This window comes from Vibrio rotiferianus CAIM 577 = LMG 21460 (genome assembly GCF_002741985.1).
Taxonomy (GTDB): domain Bacteria; phylum Pseudomonadota; class Gammaproteobacteria; order Enterobacterales; family Vibrionaceae; genus Vibrio; species Vibrio rotiferianus.
On sequence record NZ_APHW01000001.1, the window covers coordinates 48,907 to 69,244 of the forward strand.

Sequence of the window (20,338 nt, forward strand, 5' to 3'; positions counted from 1 at the left end):
GTATGTAAATACCATTGTTAAAGATAAAAAACACAGGCTAACTCGCTATTATGCAATGGATTCTTGAGCATCAATCTCTCATTCTGTCTTCTCTTTTTACCGCGACTATTAGCGGCATTGCAGTGGGTTGGTGGGTTAAACAACGTTTTGCCACGCAAACCCAGCTACTTGAACAACAGCTCTTTTCTGAAAAACAACTTCATCAACAACAACTTGAACAAGTGAAGCAAAGCCTTGCTGAGGCGCAGCAAGAACTAGATGAACTTGATGATGAACGCGATAAAGCAGCATTCGAGGTGCGCCAAACCCATGGTAAATTGATGGCGGCGATGGAAAAGTTGCGCTACTTCGAAGCAGTAAAACAAGAGCGCCAGCAGTATTTTGATGAGCTAGGGCAGATGCGAGAGCACAAATCACGTCTTGAAACCCAGCTTGGTGAGCAGCAAGCGCGCCACGAGCAAATCAACCAAGCCAATGCAGAAAAGCTGCAGATTCTTGAGCAAGCAGAAGTACGTTTGAAGCAGCAATTTGAACACTTAGCGAATCAGTTGTTCGAAGAGAAAACCGCCAAAGTCGACATGCAAAACCGCCAAAGCTTGGAAGGTTTATTGTCTCCACTAAAAGAGCAGTTAGAAGGGTTCAAAAAGCAAGTCAACGACAGCTTTAGCCAAGAAGCCAAAGAGCGTCATACCTTAGTACACGAACTTAAAAACCTACAGCGCTTGAACGAGCACATGACCCGAGAAGCGGTCAATCTTACTCAAGCGCTGAAAGGTGACAACAAACAGCAGGGTAACTGGGGTGAAGTGGTTCTGGCTCGTGTATTGGCAGAATCTGGCTTACGTGAAGGGCATGAGTACCAAACTCAGGTGAGCTTGCAAAACGAAGCGGGCAAGCGCTATCAACCGGATGTGATTGTTCACTTACCGCAAAACAAACAAGTGGTGGTTGATTCGAAAATGGCGTTGGTGGCATACGAGCGCTACTTCAACGCAGAGAGCGACATTCAACGAGAGCAGGCGCTGAGCGATCATCTAGCCGCGCTGCGCGCGCACATCAAAGGCTTGAGCCTTAAGGATTACCACCAGTTAAAAGGCATCCAGAGCTTAGACTACGTGCTGATGTTTATTCCGGTGGAGCCTGCATTCCAAGTTGCGATTCAAGCCGACCCGAGCTTGGTTAAAGATGCCATGGAACAAAATATTATTTTGGTCAGTCCGACCACTTTGCTGGTGGCGCTACGTACGATAGATAACTTGTGGCGTAACGAACGCCAAAACGAAAACGCCCAATTGATCGCGGAACGAGCGGCGAAGCTTTACGACAAACTGCGCTTGTTTGTAGACGATATGGAAGGGCTTGGCGGCGCATTAGACAAAGCCAACCAAACGTACCAAGGCGCGATGAATAAGTTGGCGACAGGGCGCGGCAACGTGATCCGTCAGGCGGAAAGCTTTAAGCAACTCGGGGTTGAGGTAAAACGTCCTATTTCTCCTGATCTTGCCCAGTTAGCGCACAGTGAGTCATTTTCGGAAAATGCTTCTTTAGTAGAAAGACATCCGGCTGAGGATAAAGTAAACTAATCGCCCGCAGTACAGTGGGCGACTATATTTGTCAGCAACCGCCCCGAAGTGAGAAAGTGCTGCCCAAGAGGAATCAGAATGACGGACACAAGCGTGCAATCAAATACAGCGTTAGAAAATGACACTACCCACTTTGGTTTTACCACAGTGGCAAAAGACGAAAAAGTGACCAAAGTTGCCGAAGTTTTCCACTCAGTGGCAGCAAAATACGACATCATGAATGACCTGATGTCAGGTGGTGTTCACCGCCTTTGGAAGCGTTTTACTATTGATTGCAGTGGCGCTCGTCCAGGTCAACGTGTTCTTGACCTAGGTGGTGGTACTGGCGACCTGACGGCGAAATTCTCGCGCATTGTTGGCGATCAAGGCCACGTGATCCTAGCGGACATCAACAACTCAATGCTGAATGTGGGTCGTGACAAGCTACGCGACAACGGTATTGTGGGTAACGTGCATTACGTGCAAGCGAACGCAGAAGAACTGCCGTTCCCAGATGATTACTTTGACGTGATCACTATCAGCTTCTGTCTACGTAACGTAACTGATAAAGACAAAGCACTGCGCTCGATGTTCCGTGTGTTGAAGCCAGGTGGTCGTCTGTTGGTGCTTGAGTTCTCAAAACCAATTCTAGAGCCGCTATCAAAAGTGTACGACGCGTACTCTTTCCACCTATTGCCGAAAATGGGTGAGCTAGTGGCAAATGACGCAGACAGCTACCGTTACCTAGCAGAATCTATCCGCATGCACCCAGACCAAGATACGCTGGAAGGCATGATGAAAGAAGCGGGCTTCGAAAACACCAAATACTACAACCTAACGGGTGGTATTGTGGCGCTGCACCGCGGCTACAAATTCTAAGGATAAGCGGTATGCCATTTGAACCTCTTATCACCGCCGTTATTGAAACGACACTAAATACGCTGATTAAAGACGATCCTGAATTGGGTCGTCGTTTGTCACGTCTTAAAGGTCAGGTGATTCAAATTCATCTGAAAGAAATCAATAAGACATTGACGTTCATCTTCAGCCAGCAAATCGATGTTTTGGGCAACTACGAAGGTCAGCCAGATTGTTATCTGTCGCTGAATCTAAGCGTCCTGCCTGAGCTGCGCGATCAAGCCAACATCACCCGCCTTATCAAGCAAGACAAACTTGAGCTTGAAGGTGACATTCAATTGGCACAGAAATTCTCTCAATTAATGGTGGATTGCAAACCTGACATCGAAGAATGGTTGTCTCGCGTGACAGGTGATGTCGTGGCGCATACTTTTGTGCAAGGCACCAAAAACGTCGGCGGCTTCTTTGCTTCTCAAGCAGAAAAACATCAACGCCATCTTGCTCAAGTGGTAACAGAAGAGTGGAAACTGGCGCCAGCACCGCTGGAAATCGCCCACTTCTGTGACCAAGTGGATGACGTTCGCAGCCAAGCTTCTCGCGTTGAAGTGCGCCTAAACGCACTACTAAACAAATTCGACTCGGATAAGTCTGCGCTGGAGAACTCATGACGCCAGCAGAAATAAAGCGCTTATACCAAATCATTAAAGTTCAGCTGGAATACGGCTTGGATGAGTTGTTGCCTGATCATCAACTGACCAAAGCACCGCTTTTGATGCGCAAAAGCCTATTCTGGATTAAGAACAAGCACCCAGATAAACCGTTAGGTGAGCGTCTTCGCCTCGCTCTGCAAGAACTTGGCCCGGTTTGGATTAAGTTTGGTCAGATGATGTCGACCCGCCGTGACCTTTTCCCTCCGCATATCGCCGATCCTCTTGCGCTTTTGCAAGACCAAGTTGCGCCATTTGATGGGCAGCTTGCGAAGGAGCAAATGGAACTCGCTTTGGGCGGACCATTAGAAAACTGGTTTACTGAATTTGATATCAAACCGTTAGCGTCTGCGTCGATTGCTCAGGTGCATACCGCGCGTTTAAAAGACACTAACCAAGAAGTGGTATTAAAGGTCATCCGTCCAGATATTCGTCCGGTGATTGATTCAGATCTAAAACTGATGCACCGAATGGCGCGTATAGTCGCCGGAGCGATGCCTGAAGCACGTCGTTTAAAACCGGTCGAAGTGGTTCGTGAGTACGAAAAAACCTTACTTGATGAACTCGATTTGCGTCGCGAAGCGGCGAACGCGATTCAACTGCGTCGCAACTTCGAAGGCAGTGAAGAGCTTTACGTACCAGAAGTTTTTCCTGACTTTAGTAATGAAACTGTCATGGTTTCTGAGCGAATATATGGCATCCAAGTCTCTGATATTGAAGGCTTGGAAGCGAATGGTACCAATATGAAACTGCTCGCGGAACGCGGTGTGAGTGTGTTCTTCACTCAGGTGTTCCGAGATAGCTTTTTCCATGCCGACATGCACCCAGGCAACGTGTTTGTTAAGCCGGAGCATCCAGAGAATCCTATGTGGATTGGGCTCGATTGCGGGATCGTTGGTACACTTAATAGTGAAGACAAACGATATCTGGCGGAAAACTTCCTCGCTTTCTTCAATCGTGATTACCGCCGCGTAGCGGAATTACACGTTGATTCGGGGTGGGTGCCTGCCGATACCAATGTCGATGAATTTGAATTTGCGATTCGCATTGTGTGTGAGCCAATCTTTGCCAAGCCACTTTGTGAGATCTCTTTCGGTCACGTACTGTTGAACCTGTTCAACACAGCGCGTCGATTCAATATGGAAGTGCAGCCGCAGCTTGTGTTGCTACAAAAAACGCTGTTGTACGTCGAAGGACTGGGTCGCCAGTTGTACCCGCAACTTGATTTGTGGGAGACCGCGAAACCTTTCCTTGAAGAATGGATGATGAACCAAGTCGGTCCGCAAGCTTTAGTGAATGCCATTAAAGACCGCGCGCCGTTTTGGGCAGAGAAGTTACCGGAACTGCCGGAGCTGCTTTACGATAGCCTCAAACAAGGCAAAGCCATGAATCAACGCATGGATCTGCTTTACCAAGGTTACCGTCAGAGTAAGCGTCAGCAGGCGACAGGAAAGTTTTTATTTGGTGTTGGAGCCACTTTAGTCGTATGCTCGGCAATATTGGTGGATAACGCTTATGAGCAGCTATCGATGGCCTGCGGTATCGCAGGGGTCACATTTTGGTTGCTTAGTTGGCGAGCTTATCGTCGATAGACGTTAAACTCTTGAAATAAATTTGTTTAAAGACCCGAGGTAAAAAGAATGGGTGGTATCAGTGTTTGGCAACTTCTAATCATTGCTGTAATTGTTGTATTGCTATTCGGAACTAAGAAACTACGCGGTATCGGTGGCGATCTGGGTGGTGCCGTTAAGGGCTTCAAAAAAGCAATGAGCGAAGATGAGCCTGCGAAGAAAGACGACAAAGACGCAGACTTCGAGCCAAAAAGTCTAGAAGAGCAGCAAAAGAAAGAAGCAGCTCCTGAATCGAAAAAAGACAAAGAGCAGGCGTAAAACGTGTTTGATATCGGTTTTTGGGAACTGGTATTAATATCTGTTGTTGGTCTGGTTGTTCTTGGTCCCGAGCGTTTGCCACATGCCATCCGCAGTGTCTCTCGTTTTGTCGGAGCAGCGAAGAGTATGGCAAACAGCGTCAAAGACGAGTTGTCACACGAGCTGAAAGTTCAAGAACTGCAAGAAAACTTGCGCAAAGCTGAGCAAATGGGGATGGATGATCTATCTCCTGAGCTGAAATCTTCAGTCGAAGAGTTGAAGAAAGCGGCGCAATCTGTAAACCGCCCTTACGCGGAGCCAACCAAATCAGAAGCGGAGCCTAAACAAGAGGCACCTGCGACTGAAACCGTTGAGAAAGCGGAAGAGATTAAGGTTACAGCGGCAGATAAGAAAGCCGAATAGTCTCATTAGGAGGAGCTACTAGTGATTGGTAGCTCCTTTTTGATCAGGTTTTAAAAAAGAGGTTTGCCATGTCTACCGTCGAGCAGACACAACCTTTAATTAGTCATTTATTAGAACTTCGCAACCGACTGCTCAAAGCCATTGCTGCAGTATTGGTGGTGTTTGTTGGACTAATTTACTTCTCTAACCACATTTACGAGTTTGTCTCAGCGCCTTTGGTAGAGCGTCTACCTGAAGGTGCCACGATGATTGCTACTGATGTGGCTTCACCGTTTTTCACGCCTTTGAAGCTAACCTTGATTGCTTCGGTGTTTATTGCGGTGCCGTTTATCTTGTACCAAGTGTGGGCATTTGTTGCTCCGGGCTTGTACAAGCATGAACGTCGATTGATCATGCCACTGCTGTTCTCGAGCTCACTGTTGTTCTATTGCGGCGTGGCGTTTGCCTACTTCGTGGTATTCCCGCTGGTGTTTGGCTTCTTTACTGCTATCTCTCTTGGTGGGGTAGAGTTCGCAACCGACATCTCGAGTTACCTTGATTTTGTTCTGGCGCTGTTTATGGCGTTTGGTATCGCGTTTGAAGTGCCTGTAGCGATTATCTTGCTATGTTGGACTGGCGCAACCACACCACAAGATCTGAAAGAGAAGCGCCCATACATTATTGTGTGTGCGTTTATTGTCGGCATGCTATTGACGCCGCCGGATATGATCTCGCAAACCCTACTTGCAATTCCGATGTGTTTGCTGTTTGAGGTGGGTTTGTTCTTCGCGCGTTTCTACACACGTAAAGACGACGAACAAGAAGAAGTGGAAGAGTAAGTCTGAAGTTATAGGTCTACACCTTCCATTAATTGAATATAGAGCCCTGCTTTTAGCAGGGTTTTTTGTATTGGAATAAGGAGTACGGAGGCGTTAGTGCTGACAATGTTATGCAACAGAAAACCCCATAATGTAGAAGGCCGTCGAAAAACTATTAGGTAGTTATAAACGCTCATAGCATTTACAGACTTAAGTAGTGGAGTGAATTAGTATCCTGTGAATAACAAGGAAAGTAAGTTAATGAATCTATTGATATCTTTAGGAGTTTCTCGTGGCTGGTAAGAAGTTAATGACATATATCCTGACTTATTGTTTTGTCTTTTTTTCCAGTTCTAGCTTTGCAATCGATAACCCTGATGCTGTTGATTATACCCAACGGTATTTGGAAGTTGTGAGTCAATACGAGAGTCAGTTGAATGTAATAGATTCAACAGGTGTTGATGTGTTGGCAAAATACTCTAACTATATGGATTTTCTGGATTCAGAATTGAACAACGCCTATGGTTTGGCTAGAGAAAAAATACCTTCAAAAGAATTTGATAACTTAAAGCAATCACAACGTCAGTGGATTAAATATCGCGATGCAGAATTTGAGTTTATTGATGTTAATTGGGTACAAGAAAACTTTGGTACTTCCTCAAGGTTATCGCGATTCCATTACAAAGCGAGCGTAATTAAATCGAGAACGACCCAACTGTATGATTATGTGAAGAACTACTAGGTTTGGTCAGTTGTTTGAAGCGGTCAACAGTTTGCCGCTTCAATATGATTATCTAAAGATGGCCTTATGATAGAGCAAACAACTTTTCTGCATTATTAGTGGTGATGCGATCCACTTCCTCGATTGGCACTTCAAGCAATTCCGCTACGCGTGCTGCCACCAACGAAGTATAAGCCGGCTCGTTACGTTTACCACGATGTGGTACAGGCGCTAGGTATGGGCAGTCTGTTTCTAGAATTACCCAGTCCATATCCAGATGCGGGATGACCTTATCCATACCACCATTTTTAAACGTAGAGACACCACCCAGACCTAAGTGGAATCCTAGCTCGTTGATCGCTTGCGCTTCTTCTACGCTACCGCCAAAACAGTGGAATACACCACGTAAGCGACCGTCTTGTTCTTGACGAAGTAAGGTCAGCGTTTCTTCAATCGAATCACGAGTGTGGATAACGACAGGTAAATCCATCTCTTTAGCCCAGTTTAACTGAGTCACAAACGCCATCTCTTGCTCTGCGCGGAAAGTTTTATCCCAGTACAGATCGATACCGATTTCGCCCACTGCAATGAAGTTGTGCTTATCAAACCAACCGCGAATGATATCCAGTGTTTGTTCCACATTGCCGTCCACGTAACAAGGGTGTAGCCCCATCATTGAACGACAAACCTCAGGGTAAGTTGCTTCGGTTTTTAGCATCGGCTCAATAGATTCAAGATCGATGTTCGGCAGCAGAATTTTATCAATGCCTTGTTCTAAAGCGCGCTTCACCACCTCGTCGCGGTCGTTATCAAATTCGCTAGCGTAAATATGAGCGTGAGTATCGATCATCGTTGGTCTCTATGGGTTATCGGTGCATGGAATTAGTGAGAAGTATACTTGAGTGTGAGTGCTGGGTCATTTTCGGTTTTTTTCATGCCGTTTTTCCATATTGCTGCTCGCAAGGTGCATCAAGAGTGATATGATTTTGCCACCAGATGATTTGATCATCGTAACCTTCCAGACAAGGAGAAAGTGGTGTCTGTATCAATTCAAGGTCCATTCCCTGCACGCCGTATGCGTCGTATGCGTAAGCACGATTTTAGTCGTCGTCTGATGGCTGAAAACCAAGTTTCAGTAAACGATCTGATTTACCCAATGTTTGTTTTAATGGGTAAAGATCGCCGTGAAAGTGTTGAATCGATGCCGGGTGTAGAGCGTTTGTCGATTGATTTAATGCTAGAAGAAGCACAATACCTAGCGAACCTAGGCGTACCAGCAATCGCGCTTTTCCCTGTCGTAAACCAAGACGCTAAAAGCTTATGTGCGGCTGAAGCCTACAATCCTGAAGGTTTGGTTCAGCGCGCAGTACGTGCATTAAAAGAGCACGTACCTCAAATCGGTGTGATCACAGACGTGGCACTCGACCCATTCACTACACACGGCCAAGACGGCATCATCGATGAAGATGGCTACGTGATGAATGATGAAACAACCGAAGTTCTTGTAAAACAAGCGCTGTCTCACGCAGAAGCGGGCGCAGACGTGGTTGCACCATCAGATATGATGGATGGCCGTATCGGTAAAATCCGTGAAGCACTAGAAGAAGCGGGTCACATCCATACTCAAATCATGGCTTACTCTGCGAAGTACGCATCAAACTACTACGGTCCATTCCGTGATGCGGTCGGTTCAGCATCGAACCTAAAAGGTGGCAACAAGAAAAACTACCAAATGGATCCTGCAAACAGCGATGAAGCGCTACATGAAGTAGCACTCGACATCAATGAAGGCGCAGACATGGTGATGGTTAAGCCTGGTATGCCTTACCTTGATGTGGTTCGCCGTGTTAAGACTGAGCTTCAAGTTCCAACATTCGCTTACCAAGTTTCTGGTGAGTATGCGATGCACAAAGCGGCCATCATGAATGGTTGGTTGAAAGAGCGTGAGACCGTGATGGAATCTCTGCTTTGTTTCAAACGTGCCGGTGCTGATGGCATCCTGACTTACTTCGCGAAAGACGTAGCTGAGTGGTTAGCGGAAGAAAACGCACAAGCTGCAGAGCACCTAGTAAAGACTCAAGAAGCGACAGAAGAGTAATTATCGCTCAATGAGAAAAGCCAGGCCGACAATTGTTGTCGGTCTGAATATACCCAAGTACCCTCAAGACGGAATACACACGGCTTGAAGTTACTTGGGTATATTTATTTCTGGAGAGTAAGACAATGACAATGCTGATTCGTGAAGGCACGCTGGAAGAAGCGATCCAAGTGGTGACTCGTGTTACTGAGTTTGCACGTGGTGAGACGGTTGAATCCATGGCAGGGCGCCTTGGAGATAAAAAAAGTTTAATCTTAGTGGCTGAGAAAGCAGGCGCGATCCTTGGCTTTAAAATTGGTTATGAGCTAGATGATCACTCATTCTACAGCTGGTTCGGTGGCGTAGCGCCAGAAGCGCGCAATGAGGGTGTTGCGCAGATGTTGTTAGAAGCTCAAGAGGACTGGGTCGCTGAGCAGGGCTATAAAACCTTAAAAGTGAAATCACGTAACCAATTTCCTGCCATGCTCCGTTTGTTGCTAAGAAATGATTACATCATTGAAAAATTTGAAGAAAAACCTAACTTGCGTGAGTCTCGAGTCCACTTTATTAAGGCGCTATAAAAATAAATGAGATTTTTTCTCATTTAGCTATTGACTGTCAAATGAGAATCATTATTATTAAACCTGTCTTAGGGAATGAGGAAAGTTCACAAGGACGTTGAATTGCTAATTAACCAAGTGTTGAGAAGGTAATGAAACATTTTCCCAGAACTTGCACGAATTCTTTTTGACACGACATTGCTCACATTGCTTCCAGTGTAATTTATAGCTTCTTGGTCAAGCTGCCATACAAATGGAAATAGCTTTACCGCTTCTGCTAGGCGACCCTATATGGGTCGCTTTTTCTTTTCTAATTTTTCTATTTGACGCCATCATTTTTAACTTTTCCACATAACATGATCATTTTAGGATCGTTGATCTTTTCGTCTTTTTATAAATATTTTTTTAAAAAACAAAGGTTTAAATTGCTATTTTGCAGTTTTTTTAAGTTGAGGAAAACCAGTGGATAATTTCTACTAACAGAGTTATCCACAGCTTGGTGGCTTTTGTTTGTATGAAACGGGGATATTTACGAGAGCTGGATCGAGCGAACAAGATAGATTCGGATCAGTAGTCATGGCATTCTAAGCAGATCTATTAAGTACTGATTTGGATACAGACAATTATGGCAAGTATTCCTGAAAATCCGTTGATTCTGATCGACGGCTCTTCTTATCTATATCGCGCTTTTCACGCTTACCCTGGCACGATGAGTAACGGTGAAATCCCAACTAACGCTGTTTACGGTGTGGTGAACATGTTACGCAGCATGATGCGCCAGTTCGCTTCTGATCGTATCGCAGTGGTTTTCGATGCGAAGGGTAAAACCTTCCGTGACGATATGTACCCGGAATACAAAGCAAATCGCCCACCAATGCCGGATGATCTTCGTTGCCAGATTGAACCACTGCACAACGTCATTCGTGCCATGGGTCTGCCTCTAATCTGTATTCCTGGTGTAGAGGCCGATGATGTGATCGGTACTCTGGCTTATCAGGCATCGCAGCAAGGCATGCCTGTTTTGATCAGTACTGGCGATAAAGATATGGCGCAGCTGGTGGATGACAACGTTACCTTGATCAACACCATGACCAACGTCGTGATGGATCGCGAAGGTGTCGTTGAGAAGTTTGGTATCCCACCAGAATTGATCATCGACTACCTAGCGTTGATGGGCGATAAAGTTGATAACATTCCTGGCGTTCCGGGTGTCGGTGACAAAACCGCAACGGCTCTGCTACAAGGCATTGGCGGTCTGACAAAGCTGTACGAAAACCTTGATGATATCGCTGCACTTGGCTTCCGTGGCTCGAAAACCATGGCGAAGAAGCTAGTCGACAACAAAGACAATGCCATGCTGTCTTACGAGCTTGCCACCATAAAGCTTGATGTGGAGCTGGAAGAGACGCCAGAATCATTGCTAAAAGCAGAACCAAGCACAGATGAGCTGATCAAACTGTACGGTCAGTTGACGTTTAAATCTTGGCTAAATGAGCTCTTAGAAGGCGGCACAGGCGTGGTTGAAGCGGATGAATCAACTGGCGCAGCGCGTGGTGGTTCTGCTTCATCTAAAGCCGATATGGATACCTCAGCGGTAAAAATCGACCGTAGCCAATACGAAACCATCCTAGATGAAGCTTCATTCAATGCTTGGTTAGACAAACTAAAAGCATCGGAGTTATTCGCGTTTGATACCGAAACCGACAGCCTAGATTACATGGTGGCAAACTTGGTTGGTTTGTCATTTGCAACAGATGAAGGCATTGCTGCTTATGTACCAGTGGCTCACGACTACCTAGATGCGCCGCAGCAACTGGATCGTGATTGGGTATTGGCACAGCTAAAGCCGATTCTTGAAGATGAGGCTCAAGCCAAAGTCGGTCAGAACCTAAAATACGACGCGTCGGTGCTGGCTCGCTACGGCATTGAGATGAAAGGCATCAAGCACGACACCATGTTGGCATCTTACGTATACAACAGTGTTGGTGGTAAGCACGATATGGACAGCTTGGCACTGCGATTCCTGCAGCACAGCTGTATTTCATTCGAACAAATCGCAGGCAAAGGTAAGAACCAGCTAACCTTCAACCAAATTGAGCTTGATGAAGCTTCTCCATACGCGGCAGAAGATGCGGACGTGACACTTCGTCTACACAACCGTCTATCGGCGAACATCGATCAAGATGAAAAGCTAAAAACGGTTTACGAAGAGATTGAAATGCCACTCGTGCCAGTGTTGTCTCGTATTGAGCGCACTGGTGTACTGATTGATGACATGAAGTTGGGCGCGCAGTCGGTAGAAATCGCAGCTCGTCTTGAAGAGCTTGAGCAAAAAGCCTACGAGATTGCGGAACAAGAGTTCAACATGAACTCACCTAAGCAGCTGCAAGCAATCCTATTTGAGAAAATGGGTCTACCGGTTATTAAGAAGACGCCTTCAGGTACGCCTTCTACCAATGAAGAAGTGCTGCAAGAGCTGGCTTTGGACTACCCACTACCAAAACTGATTTTGGAGTACCGTGGTCTGGCGAAGCTAAAATCCACATACACTGACAAATTGCCGAAGATGATCAATCCATCAACGGGTCGTGTACACACGTCTTATCATCAAGCGGTAACCGCAACGGGTCGTCTATCATCGACCGATCCTAACTTGCAGAATATCCCAATTCGTAACGAAGAAGGTCGCCGTATTCGCCAAGCATTTATTGCTCCTACAGGGTACAAGATTCTGGCTGTCGACTACTCGCAGATTGAATTGCGTATTATGGCGCACTTATCGGATGACCAAGCGCTGCTTGATGCATTCCGCCATGGCAAAGATATCCATGCGGCGACGGCTGCAGAAATTATGGGCGTTGCAATTGAGGATGTTTCCAGCGAGCAGCGTCGTCGCGCAAAAGCGGTTAACTTTGGCCTTATCTACGGCATGAGTGCATTTGGTTTGGCGAAGCAGCTAGGCATTCCGCGTGGTGAAGCACAAGCGTACATGGACAAGTACTTTGAGCGTTACCCAGGCGTGATGCAGTACATGGAAGACACGCGCAGTGCGGCTTCTGCCCAAGGGTATGTAGAAACTATCTTTGGTCGTCGCCTGCACCTGCCTGAAATCCAATCGCGTAACGGTATGCGCCGTAAAGCGGCAGAGCGTGCAGCGATCAACGCACCGATGCAAGGCACCGCAGCAGATATCATCAAGAAAGCGATGCTACTGGTTGATCAGTGGATTCAAGAAGAAGGCAACGGTCGTGTGAAACTTCTGATGCAAGTGCACGATGAATTGGTGTTTGAAGTTGAAGAGTCGTCTTTGTCCGAAATTGAAAGTAAAGTACAGAATTTGATGGAATCTGCAGCAGAGCTGAAAGTGCCTCTAGTCGCTGATGCTGGTCATGGCGATAACTGGGATCAAGCACACTAGTCATTTTTAAGCCAATTTGGTCGATTTATTATGAGCCAGCGCACAAACGCTGGCTTTTTTGTGCTAATAAAAAAGCGATTTGATTGTGATAATTGTTGTTGCTTAATAAAAGATTAATGAAAAAAAACTACAAAAGTTCTTTGCAAATCTGACCAATTGTTGTACATTATCTCTCGTAGGGTACAGAGGTAAGATGTTCTATCTTTCAGACCTTTTGTTTCACGTTATTGGATTAGGCTGATTCAGCCGCCCCAGTCAGTTTTTGACTGGGGCGTTTTTTATTGGGCGAAAGGAAATTTTTCTTATTGATCAGTAATTTAAATTAAACCCTCAAAAATCTTCTCTTCTGACGTTTCTAAGTCACTGCAAAGTCTCGATTTTTCCCTCAAATTTATTGCGTTATTCATCCTGTAAATTTACACCAGTCACACTATTATTTTTTCTTGAAAGAAACTAAGTGACGCATTTTTGATGTTCAACCTGACTTAACTATCTGAATATTAAAATTATTGTAAGGTTGGGGTGGGAGTGTTTGGCTCGAGGCAGGAAATAAGATTACTTTTTAACCTATTGAAATCGAATCTTAGTTCGGTAATGCTTCGCCACATAACAATAATTACCAATTTTTCTCTCCCGTTATCCCTGCCAGGAAGGTGGGGATTTTTATTGCCTGAAATTCACAGTTTTGGGTAGCAAATAAACAAAAGCCCCACCAAAAGGCAGGGCTGTGTCGAAAAGTTTTAACAAATTTTGTTAATTATTCTTCGCCGCTCTCTTGAGCATCTTGCTCGTCTTCTTCAATCAAGTGTGCAAATGCAGGTGCAAACCAAGTGTCCAGTTTGGCACGCAGCTGATCGACACCCAGACCTTTCAGTGAAGAGAACACGTCAACTGATACGTCACCACCAAATGTCTCCACTTGCTTGCGGATTTTTAGTAGCGTTTGTTTGCGAGCACCGCTTTTCAGTTTGTCTGCTTTAGTCAGAAGAACTTGAACAGGGATGCGGCTGTCGATAGCCCAGAAGATCATTTGCTGGTCGAGATCTTTCATTGGGTGGCGAATGTCCATCAGAACCACTAAGCCTTTCAGACATTCGCGTTTTTGCAGGTATTCACCTAGTGATTTCTGCCACTTATTTTTCATCTCAACAGGAACTTGAGCAAAACCGTACCCAGGCAAATCAACAATGTGACAACCTTCTTCCACTTTGAAAAGGTTGATCAATTGAGTACGACCAGGGGTCTTTGATGTCTTGGCTAAGCTCTTTTGGTTAGTTAGACGGTTAAGTGCACTCGATTTACCAGCGTTTGAGCGTCCTGCAAACGCAATTTCGACACCTTCGTCCTCTGGTAAGTGACGAATATCGGGTGCGCTGGTGATGAAATGCGTGTTTTGGTAATGAATTTTTACGCTCACTGTTAACTCCATCTCGACTTTGTGTAGTCGATTGATTACTTTTTTGTGAAATTGTGTAAAATAACCGTGCTCGGCATAAGGTCGCCTATTGTACCATGAGTGTACACGGTATGTTCACATTCCGTGGTACTGGAAGCTTGATAATTATAATGGAATGTCATGAAGAAATTAGCGCTAATTTTGAGTCTTTTAGCCAGCTGCTCAGTATGGGCCCAAGGTAGTATTGAAGCTGGTAAAGCAAAATCACAAACCTGTGTCGCCTGTCATGGAGCAGATGGCAACAGTGCAATCGCAATGTACCCTAAACTAGCAGGTCAGCACGCTAAGTATCTTGAGAAGCAGTTGAAAGATCTAAAGCTTGGTATGACAAGCGGTGGTAAACAAGGTCGTTACGACCCGGTTATGAGTGGCATGGCTATGCCATTAACCGATACAGATATCGCTGATCTTTCTGCGTACTATGCCTCGCTGCCTATTTCAGAGCAGTCAACACCAGAAGATGTGGTGGCTAAAGGTAAAACACTGTACACAGCTGGTGATGCAGAGCGCGGTTTAACCGCATGTATCGCATGTCACGGCCCTCGTGGTAACGGCACTGAGCTTTCAGGTTTCCCTAAAATTTCTGGTCAGCACGCTGACTACATCAAAGCTCAGCTGATCAAATTCCGCGATGGTAATCGTGAAAACGATATGAACGCCATGATGCGTGATATCGCGAAAAAAATGACAGATGAAGATATCGAAACTCTGTCGAAATACGTTGGCGGTCTGCACTAAATCCCCTACAAAGTTCGAGCACAGTTATACAAATATGCCCTAGCGTTTTCGCTGGGGCATTTTTGTTCGTGATTTTGATCACTCGTGAACTTCCCTCCAAAAGCGTAGTTAGCTCGGTACTTTGTGAGACATTCGCCATACTTGATCGATGTGATTTCTCGCTTCTTGTTTTAAGTTGTTGATAGGTTGGGTAATTTGTTTTGGGAGAGAAAATCCTATCAATAATTTCTTTCTATGACTTGTCGGTTTTTATCCAATCTGTAAAGTAGAAGCTGTTCACAAGGAGTGAATCACAGGAATTTAGACCATGGATATAAGGTCTCCAAGGACGCAAACGAAGGACGTTTGGTAGTCGGAAAAGGGACTTAGATAGGCAAGGAGCCTATCAGATATGGATGGTCATCTCGTCTAACGGTTAAGACAGTGAAATGGATCAAGCTCAGGAAGTAGCTCAGTAGACAGGAAGTGAACGGATAGCCAAAACTCATCAGGAAGATGAAGAACAACACTTTTTGGCAGGGAAAGCTTGAAAAACAAAAGGATTCTTGGTGCACCAAATGAGTGCAACACAGTTTCGCCGCTATAGGTGGCATTCAGAAAGCGACAGTCTCACTGTCGCTTTTTTTATATCTTCAATTCCGATAAAAACTTTTTTAACAAAAACTGCTGAAAAAGTATCCAGTAACACTCCAATCTGAGTCTACTTTCTGGTATGTTTCGCATCCCTGTTTGAGGAAGTCAGCATGCACACCTGTCCTTTATGCCAGAATCAGCGCACTCACCACTTTTTTGAAGACAAGCAACGCGAGTATCTTCAGTGTGAGCAGTGCAGTTTGGTATTCGTCAATCCAGACCAACGTTTGGATGCGGAAACTGAAAAAGCTCACTATGATCTGCATGAGAACAATCCTGAAGATATGGGATATCGCCGCTTTTTGGCGCGAATTGCTGACCCAGTCGCAGAGCGAATTTCACCACAATCGAACGGAATCGACTTTGGTTGTGGTCCGGGCCCAACGCTTTCCTTAATGTTAGAAGAAGCGGGGCACAACATGGCGTTGTACGATCTTTACTACCACCCAGATACATCGGTGCTAGAAAGGCAGTATGATTTCATGACAGCAACAGAGGTGATCGAACACCTCTACCACCCAGATATGGTGTGGAAGCAATGGTTGAATTTAGTTAAGCCAGGTGGCTGGATAGGCCTGATGACGAAAATGGTCATCGACGTAGAAGCCTTTCGGACATGGCACTATAAGAACGATCCTACGCATGTGGTGTTCTTTAGCCGTGACACGTTCCAGTTCCTAGCAGAGCGGGATAAGCTCGAACTCGAATTTATTGGTAATGATGTAATTTTACTGAGGAAGACCCAGTAATGAGCCGTAAAAAGAAATCAAGAAAGCCGGGTGCCTCTGGCGCACCTGAGTTTGTTGTAACTCGTAACCGTACAGAATCAGATGTAGAAGGCCGTCTACGCAAGCGCGCGAAAAAGCGTAAAGGCTTGAAGACCGGTAGCCGCAACTCTGACGCTGAAGAGCAGAAGAAACAAGCAGCAGCGCAAAAACGCGATCCTCGCCTAGGCAGCAAGAAGAAGATTCCTCTGATTGTTGAGCCAGCGAAGAAGCAAACCAAACAAGAGCGTCGTCTATCTGCTGAGCAAGAGCTAGAGATGCTAGAAAACGATGCGCAATTGAACGTGTTGTTGGATCGTATCGAAGCGGGTGAGAACCTAGGTACTGGTTTACAGAAATATGTAGACGAGAAGCTAGATCGCATCGAGAAGCTGATGGACCAACTAGGTCTACTAGAGCCGGAAGAAGAGGAAGACTTCACTGCACCAGCAGCGAAAGGTTCTCGTAACGATGACGATTTACTCGCAGACTTCGACGATATCAACTTCGACGACTACAAAGGATAAGTAATTCATGAATGTAACCTTATTAGCGATTGCAGGTGCAGTGATAATTATCGCGCTGGCTTCTTATGCAGGTTACCTTCTGCTTCAATTGAAAAAGCAAAAGGAATTGCAGCTGAAGCATCAAAAGTTGGCGATTGATAAGCGTAATGCCAACATTTTTGAGAACGTGCATACCCTGTGTCAGGCGGGAATCCAAGGTCAGTGTGATTTGTCTGAAATCAGTATCCGTGTTTACAACATCATGGACTATGTTCAAGGTGAAGACCGTGTCGATTTCGACACCACATATCCTGCTATTTCTGAGCTTTACCATGTTGTGAAAGATATGGCGCGTGGCGAAGATCGTCAGCAACTTGCGAAGAAAGAGCGTATGCAGCAGAACCTGACGCGTCACAAAGCAGAACAGCGCTTAACAGACGCGATCATCGAAGAGCTCAAAGTGTTGCAGAAAAGCGTTCAGCCACTGAATAACCAAATCAATATTCAGATGATCTAACTGATACCCCCAACGGTTTCTTTATCGTCACGGGGGTACGTGATCACGCTAGCACTTCTTTGGTTTTATACTTAAAAAGCCGCCAGTGGTTACCGTAGTTGTCATCATGGTATGGCAAAATAACGGTTTCTGAATATCGGGTGACGGCTTTCGTCTCCCTAGCATTTAACGGAAAGTACCACCATGTCGAATCAACATATTGAATCGAAACAGCAAATCGTCTGGGACCAAACGGTATTGGATAAGTACAACTATTCCGGTCCGCGTTACACCTCGTACCCAACGGCACTGGAGTTTCATGAAGCATTCACCATTTCGGACTACGATATGGCATGCACTCAGTACCCAGAGCGTCCGTTATCACTGTACGTTCATATTCCGTTCTGTCATAAGCTTTGCTACTACTGTGGCTGTAATAAAGTCATTACTCGCCATTCGCACAAAGCAGACGAATACCTAGATGTACTTGAGCACGAGATCCGTCAACGTGCATCGTTGCTGGGGGAGCGTAAAGTCACTCAATTGCACTTTGGTGGTGGTACGCCAACTTTCCTATCTGAAAAGCAAATCACGCGAGTGATGAACTTGCTGCGCCAAGAGTTCTCTTTTAGCGCTGATGCGGAAATTAGTATTGAAGTCGACCCACGTGAAATCGAGCTAACTATGCTGGATCATCTACGTGGTGAAGGTTTCAATCGCCTGAGCATCGGTGTGCAGGACTTCAACAAAGAAGTTCAACAGCTTGTGAACCGTGAACAAGATGAAGAATTTATCTTTGCTATGGTTGCGCGTGCGAAAGAACTTGGCTTCCGCTCTACTAACCTTGATTTGATTTACGGCTTACCTAAGCAAACCAAGGCGTCTTTTGCTAAGACATTAGAGCAAGTGCTAGAAATGCAGCCGGGTCGTTTGTCCGTGTTCAACTACGCGCACATGCCTCAACTATTTGCTGCACAACGCAAGATTAAAGACGAAGACCTACCTAAAGCAGAAGAGAAGATGGCGATTCTGCAAGACACCATCGCAACGCTAACGGGTGCAGGTTACCAGTTCATCGGTATGGATCACTTTGCTAAGCCGGATGACGAACTGGCTGTCGCTCAACGTGAAGGCATTTTGCATCGTAATTTCCAAGGCTACACCACACAAGGCGAATGCGACTTGGTAGGCTTTGGTGTTTCGGCGATTTCAATGATTGGTGATGCGTATGCGCAAAACCAAAAAGAGTTGAAGAAATACTACGCGCAAGTGAATGACCTGCGTCATGCGCTGTGGAAAGGGGTGTCTTTGGATGCCGACGATTTACTACGTCGTGAAGTCATCAAACAGCTTATCTGTAACTTCAAGCTAGATAAGACAGCGATTGAGTCTGAATTTGGCGTGAAGTTCGAGCAATACTTCAAAGAAGATTTAGAGTTGCTACAAACTTTTATCAATGATGAGTTGGTGGAAGTGGATGACAACGAAATTCGCGTAACTCTTCGTGGCCGTCTATTGATTCGTAACATCTGTATGTGTTTTGACAAGTACCTGCGCGCGAAGGCACGTCAGCAGCAATTCTCTCGCGTGATTTAATCTCTTACAGATTCCGGATACAAAAAATGCCAGCAGATGCTGGCATTTTTTTATGTTTTTGCGGCAATTAAACGCGATCTTTCACTTTTTCTTTCAGTTCAGTTTTTTCTGCATCTGATAGGAAAGCGATGTCTAGGCCATTGATTTGCGCCTGGCGAATTTGCTCTTGGGTTAGACCTGCTGCTGGTGCTGCCACTTCGTACTCGTAAGGTAGCTCAATACCTTCAACCGCTGGATCGTCCGTGTTTAGACACGCTAGCACACCGTGATCTAGGAATTGCTTCAGTGGGTGGTTTGCTAGTGACTCAACCGTACTGGTTTGGAAGTTTGATGTTAGGCACGATTCAATACCAATACGGTTTTCTGCAAGGTAGTCCATCAATTTAGGATCTTGGATTGCTTTAACGCCATGGCCGATACGCGTTGCACCAAGCTCTTGAATTGCTTGCCACATGCTTTCCGCGCCTGCTGCTTCACCTGCGTGAATCGTGACGTTTAGACCAGCATCACGCACTTGTTTAAAGTGAGAAACAAAACGATCGCCAGGTTGACCAAGTTCATCACCAGCAAGGTCTACAGCTACGATGTGATCTTTCTGGCTTAGGATACCTTCCAGTTCCTGTTGACAAGCATCTGTACCAAAAGTACGGCTCATGATACCGATTAGGTTTGCTTTAATACCGAAGTCACGCATGCCCGCTTGCACACCATCAACGACGGCTTCAACTACGCCAGCTACTGGTAGTTTGTGTTTCATTGCCATGTAGTAAGGCGAGAAGCGAAGTTCTGCGTAATCAATTTGTGCGTTAAGTGCGTCTTCTACGTTTTCGTAGGCAACACGGCGACATGCATCTAGATCGCCCAATACCGCCACACCCCAGTCTAGCTTAGAAAGGAAAGCTACAAGAGATGGTTCTGCTTCGACAATTTGAACGTGTGGTGTAAGAGACTCAATATCGTATGCCGGAAGCGCTACACCGAACTTTTGGCCAAGTTCGAGAATCGTTTGAGTGCGGATATTACCGTCGAGGTGACGGTGCAAATCTGTTAGGGGTAGATTCTTAGTTATCATTATGTCGATCCAGATAATTGTGAACAGGAATAGAATTGCAGTTAAGTATAAATAACAGTTCGGTAGATTGTCAGTAGAGGATGACT

General features: G+C 45.6%; 20 protein-coding genes. 17 read left to right on the forward strand and 3 right to left on the reverse strand.

The window, feature by feature from the left end:
* The first annotated feature begins 50 nt into the window (after positions 1-50).
* The 8 genes from rmuC to B853_RS00290 all read left to right on the forward strand — a co-directional run bounded on the left by rmuC (position 51) and on the right by B853_RS00290 (position 6,957).
* Positions 51-1,583 (forward strand): DNA recombination protein RmuC, encoded by a 1,533-nt coding sequence (gene rmuC / locus B853_RS00255; protein WP_038884217.1) that lies wholly within the window; start codon positions 51-53, stop codon positions 1,581-1,583.
* Positions 1,584-1,661: 78 nt separating this feature from the next.
* Complete coding sequence (ubiE, locus tag B853_RS00260) at positions 1,662-2,441, forward strand: bifunctional demethylmenaquinone methyltransferase/2-methoxy-6-polyprenyl-1,4-benzoquinol methylase UbiE (protein WP_010444918.1); 780 nt, start codon at positions 1,662-1,664, stop codon at positions 2,439-2,441.
* An 11-nt stretch (positions 2,442-2,452) separates the two neighbouring features.
* Positions 2,453-3,088, forward strand: a complete 636-nt coding sequence (locus tag B853_RS00265) for a ubiquinone biosynthesis accessory factor UbiJ (RefSeq protein WP_038884219.1) — start codon at positions 2,453-2,455, stop codon at positions 3,086-3,088.
* Complete coding sequence (gene ubiB / locus B853_RS00270; RefSeq protein ID WP_038884221.1) at positions 3,085-4,719, forward strand: ubiquinone biosynthesis regulatory protein kinase UbiB; 1,635 nt, start codon at positions 3,085-3,087, stop codon at positions 4,717-4,719. Before B853_RS00265 ends, ubiB begins: the two co-directional genes overlap by 4 nt.
* Positions 4,720-4,767: 48 nt before the next feature.
* A complete protein-coding gene (gene tatA / locus B853_RS00275; protein WP_005429959.1) occupies positions 4,768-5,016 on the forward strand; it encodes a Sec-independent protein translocase subunit TatA in 249 nt (82 codons plus the stop codon).
* 3 nt (positions 5,017-5,019) lie between these two features.
* Complete coding sequence (gene tatB / locus B853_RS00280) at positions 5,020-5,418, forward strand: Sec-independent protein translocase protein TatB (protein WP_005430029.1); 399 nt, start codon at positions 5,020-5,022, stop codon at positions 5,416-5,418.
* Between the two features lie 68 nt (positions 5,419-5,486).
* Positions 5,487-6,236, forward strand: a complete 750-nt coding sequence (tatC, locus tag B853_RS00285; protein ID WP_005429982.1) for a twin-arginine translocase subunit TatC — start codon at positions 5,487-5,489, stop codon at positions 6,234-6,236.
* Positions 6,237-6,507: 271 nt separating this feature from the next.
* Positions 6,508-6,957 (forward strand): lysozyme inhibitor LprI family protein, encoded by a 450-nt coding sequence (locus B853_RS00290; RefSeq protein WP_038884222.1) that lies wholly within the window; start codon positions 6,508-6,510, stop codon positions 6,955-6,957.
* Between the two features lie 64 nt (positions 6,958-7,021).
* Here B853_RS00290 and B853_RS00295 read toward each other — a convergent pair whose 3' ends face one another.
* A complete protein-coding gene (locus tag B853_RS00295) occupies positions 7,022-7,786 on the reverse strand; it encodes a TatD family hydrolase (protein ID WP_038884223.1) in 765 nt (254 codons plus the stop codon).
* Between the two features lie 186 nt (positions 7,787-7,972).
* On the opposite strand from B853_RS00295, the gene hemB reads away from it, so the two are divergent.
* From hemB to spfP, 4 genes are all read left to right on the forward strand, one after another.
* Positions 7,973-9,034, forward strand: a complete 1,062-nt coding sequence (hemB, locus tag B853_RS00300) for a porphobilinogen synthase (RefSeq protein ID WP_010444934.1) — start codon at positions 7,973-7,975, stop codon at positions 9,032-9,034.
* Between the two features lie 125 nt (positions 9,035-9,159).
* Positions 9,160-9,594 carry a GNAT family N-acetyltransferase gene (locus tag B853_RS00305; protein ID WP_038884224.1) on the forward strand — a complete coding sequence of 145 codons (435 nt, stop codon included), beginning with the start codon at positions 9,160-9,162 and terminating at the stop codon, positions 9,592-9,594.
* A 604-nt stretch (positions 9,595-10,198) separates the two neighbouring features.
* The gene (gene polA, locus B853_RS00315; RefSeq protein ID WP_010444938.1) at positions 10,199-12,991 is read left to right on the forward strand and encodes a DNA polymerase I; all 2,793 of its coding nucleotides are present in this window, start codon (positions 10,199-10,201) and stop codon (positions 12,989-12,991) included.
* Positions 12,992-13,184: 193 nt separating this feature from the next.
* Entirely contained in the window at positions 13,185-13,232 is a 48-nt protein-coding gene (gene spfP, locus B853_RS26960) for a small protein SpfP (RefSeq protein ID WP_438356636.1), read from the forward strand.
* Positions 13,233-13,748: 516 nt separating this feature from the next.
* Here the strand turns inward: spfP and yihA are convergent.
* The gene (yihA, locus tag B853_RS00325; protein ID WP_010444941.1) at positions 13,749-14,408 is read right to left on the reverse strand and encodes a ribosome biogenesis GTP-binding protein YihA/YsxC; all 660 of its coding nucleotides are present in this window, start codon (positions 14,406-14,408) and stop codon (positions 13,749-13,751) included.
* 159 nt (positions 14,409-14,567) lie between these two features.
* Here yihA and B853_RS00330 point away from each other — a divergent pair, with 159 nt between their 5' ends.
* From B853_RS00330 to hemN, 5 genes are all read left to right on the forward strand, one after another.
* Positions 14,568-15,185, forward strand: coding sequence for a c-type cytochrome (locus tag B853_RS00330; RefSeq protein ID WP_010444943.1), 618 nt, complete (start codon positions 14,568-14,570; stop codon positions 15,183-15,185).
* A 743-nt stretch (positions 15,186-15,928) separates the two neighbouring features.
* A complete protein-coding gene (locus tag B853_RS00335) occupies positions 15,929-16,567 on the forward strand; it encodes a class I SAM-dependent methyltransferase (RefSeq protein ID WP_038884225.1) in 639 nt (212 codons plus the stop codon).
* Complete coding sequence (yihI, locus tag B853_RS00340) at positions 16,567-17,109, forward strand: Der GTPase-activating protein YihI (protein ID WP_010444947.1); 543 nt, start codon at positions 16,567-16,569, stop codon at positions 17,107-17,109. The genes B853_RS00335 and yihI overlap by 1 nt, the downstream gene beginning before the upstream one ends.
* A gap of 7 nt (positions 17,110-17,116) precedes the next feature.
* The gene (locus tag B853_RS00345; RefSeq protein WP_038884226.1) at positions 17,117-17,605 is read left to right on the forward strand and encodes a DUF2489 domain-containing protein; all 489 of its coding nucleotides are present in this window, start codon (positions 17,117-17,119) and stop codon (positions 17,603-17,605) included.
* Positions 17,606-17,788: 183 nt separating this feature from the next.
* The gene (gene hemN, locus B853_RS00350) at positions 17,789-19,180 is read left to right on the forward strand and encodes an oxygen-independent coproporphyrinogen III oxidase (RefSeq protein WP_010444951.1); all 1,392 of its coding nucleotides are present in this window, start codon (positions 17,789-17,791) and stop codon (positions 19,178-19,180) included.
* A 67-nt stretch (positions 19,181-19,247) separates the two neighbouring features.
* Here hemN and add read toward each other — a convergent pair whose 3' ends face one another.
* Positions 19,248-20,252 carry an adenosine deaminase gene (gene add / locus B853_RS00355; protein ID WP_010444953.1) on the reverse strand — a complete coding sequence of 335 codons (1,005 nt, stop codon included), beginning with the start codon at positions 20,250-20,252 and terminating at the stop codon, positions 19,248-19,250.
* Between the last annotated feature and the right edge of the window lie 86 nt (positions 20,253-20,338).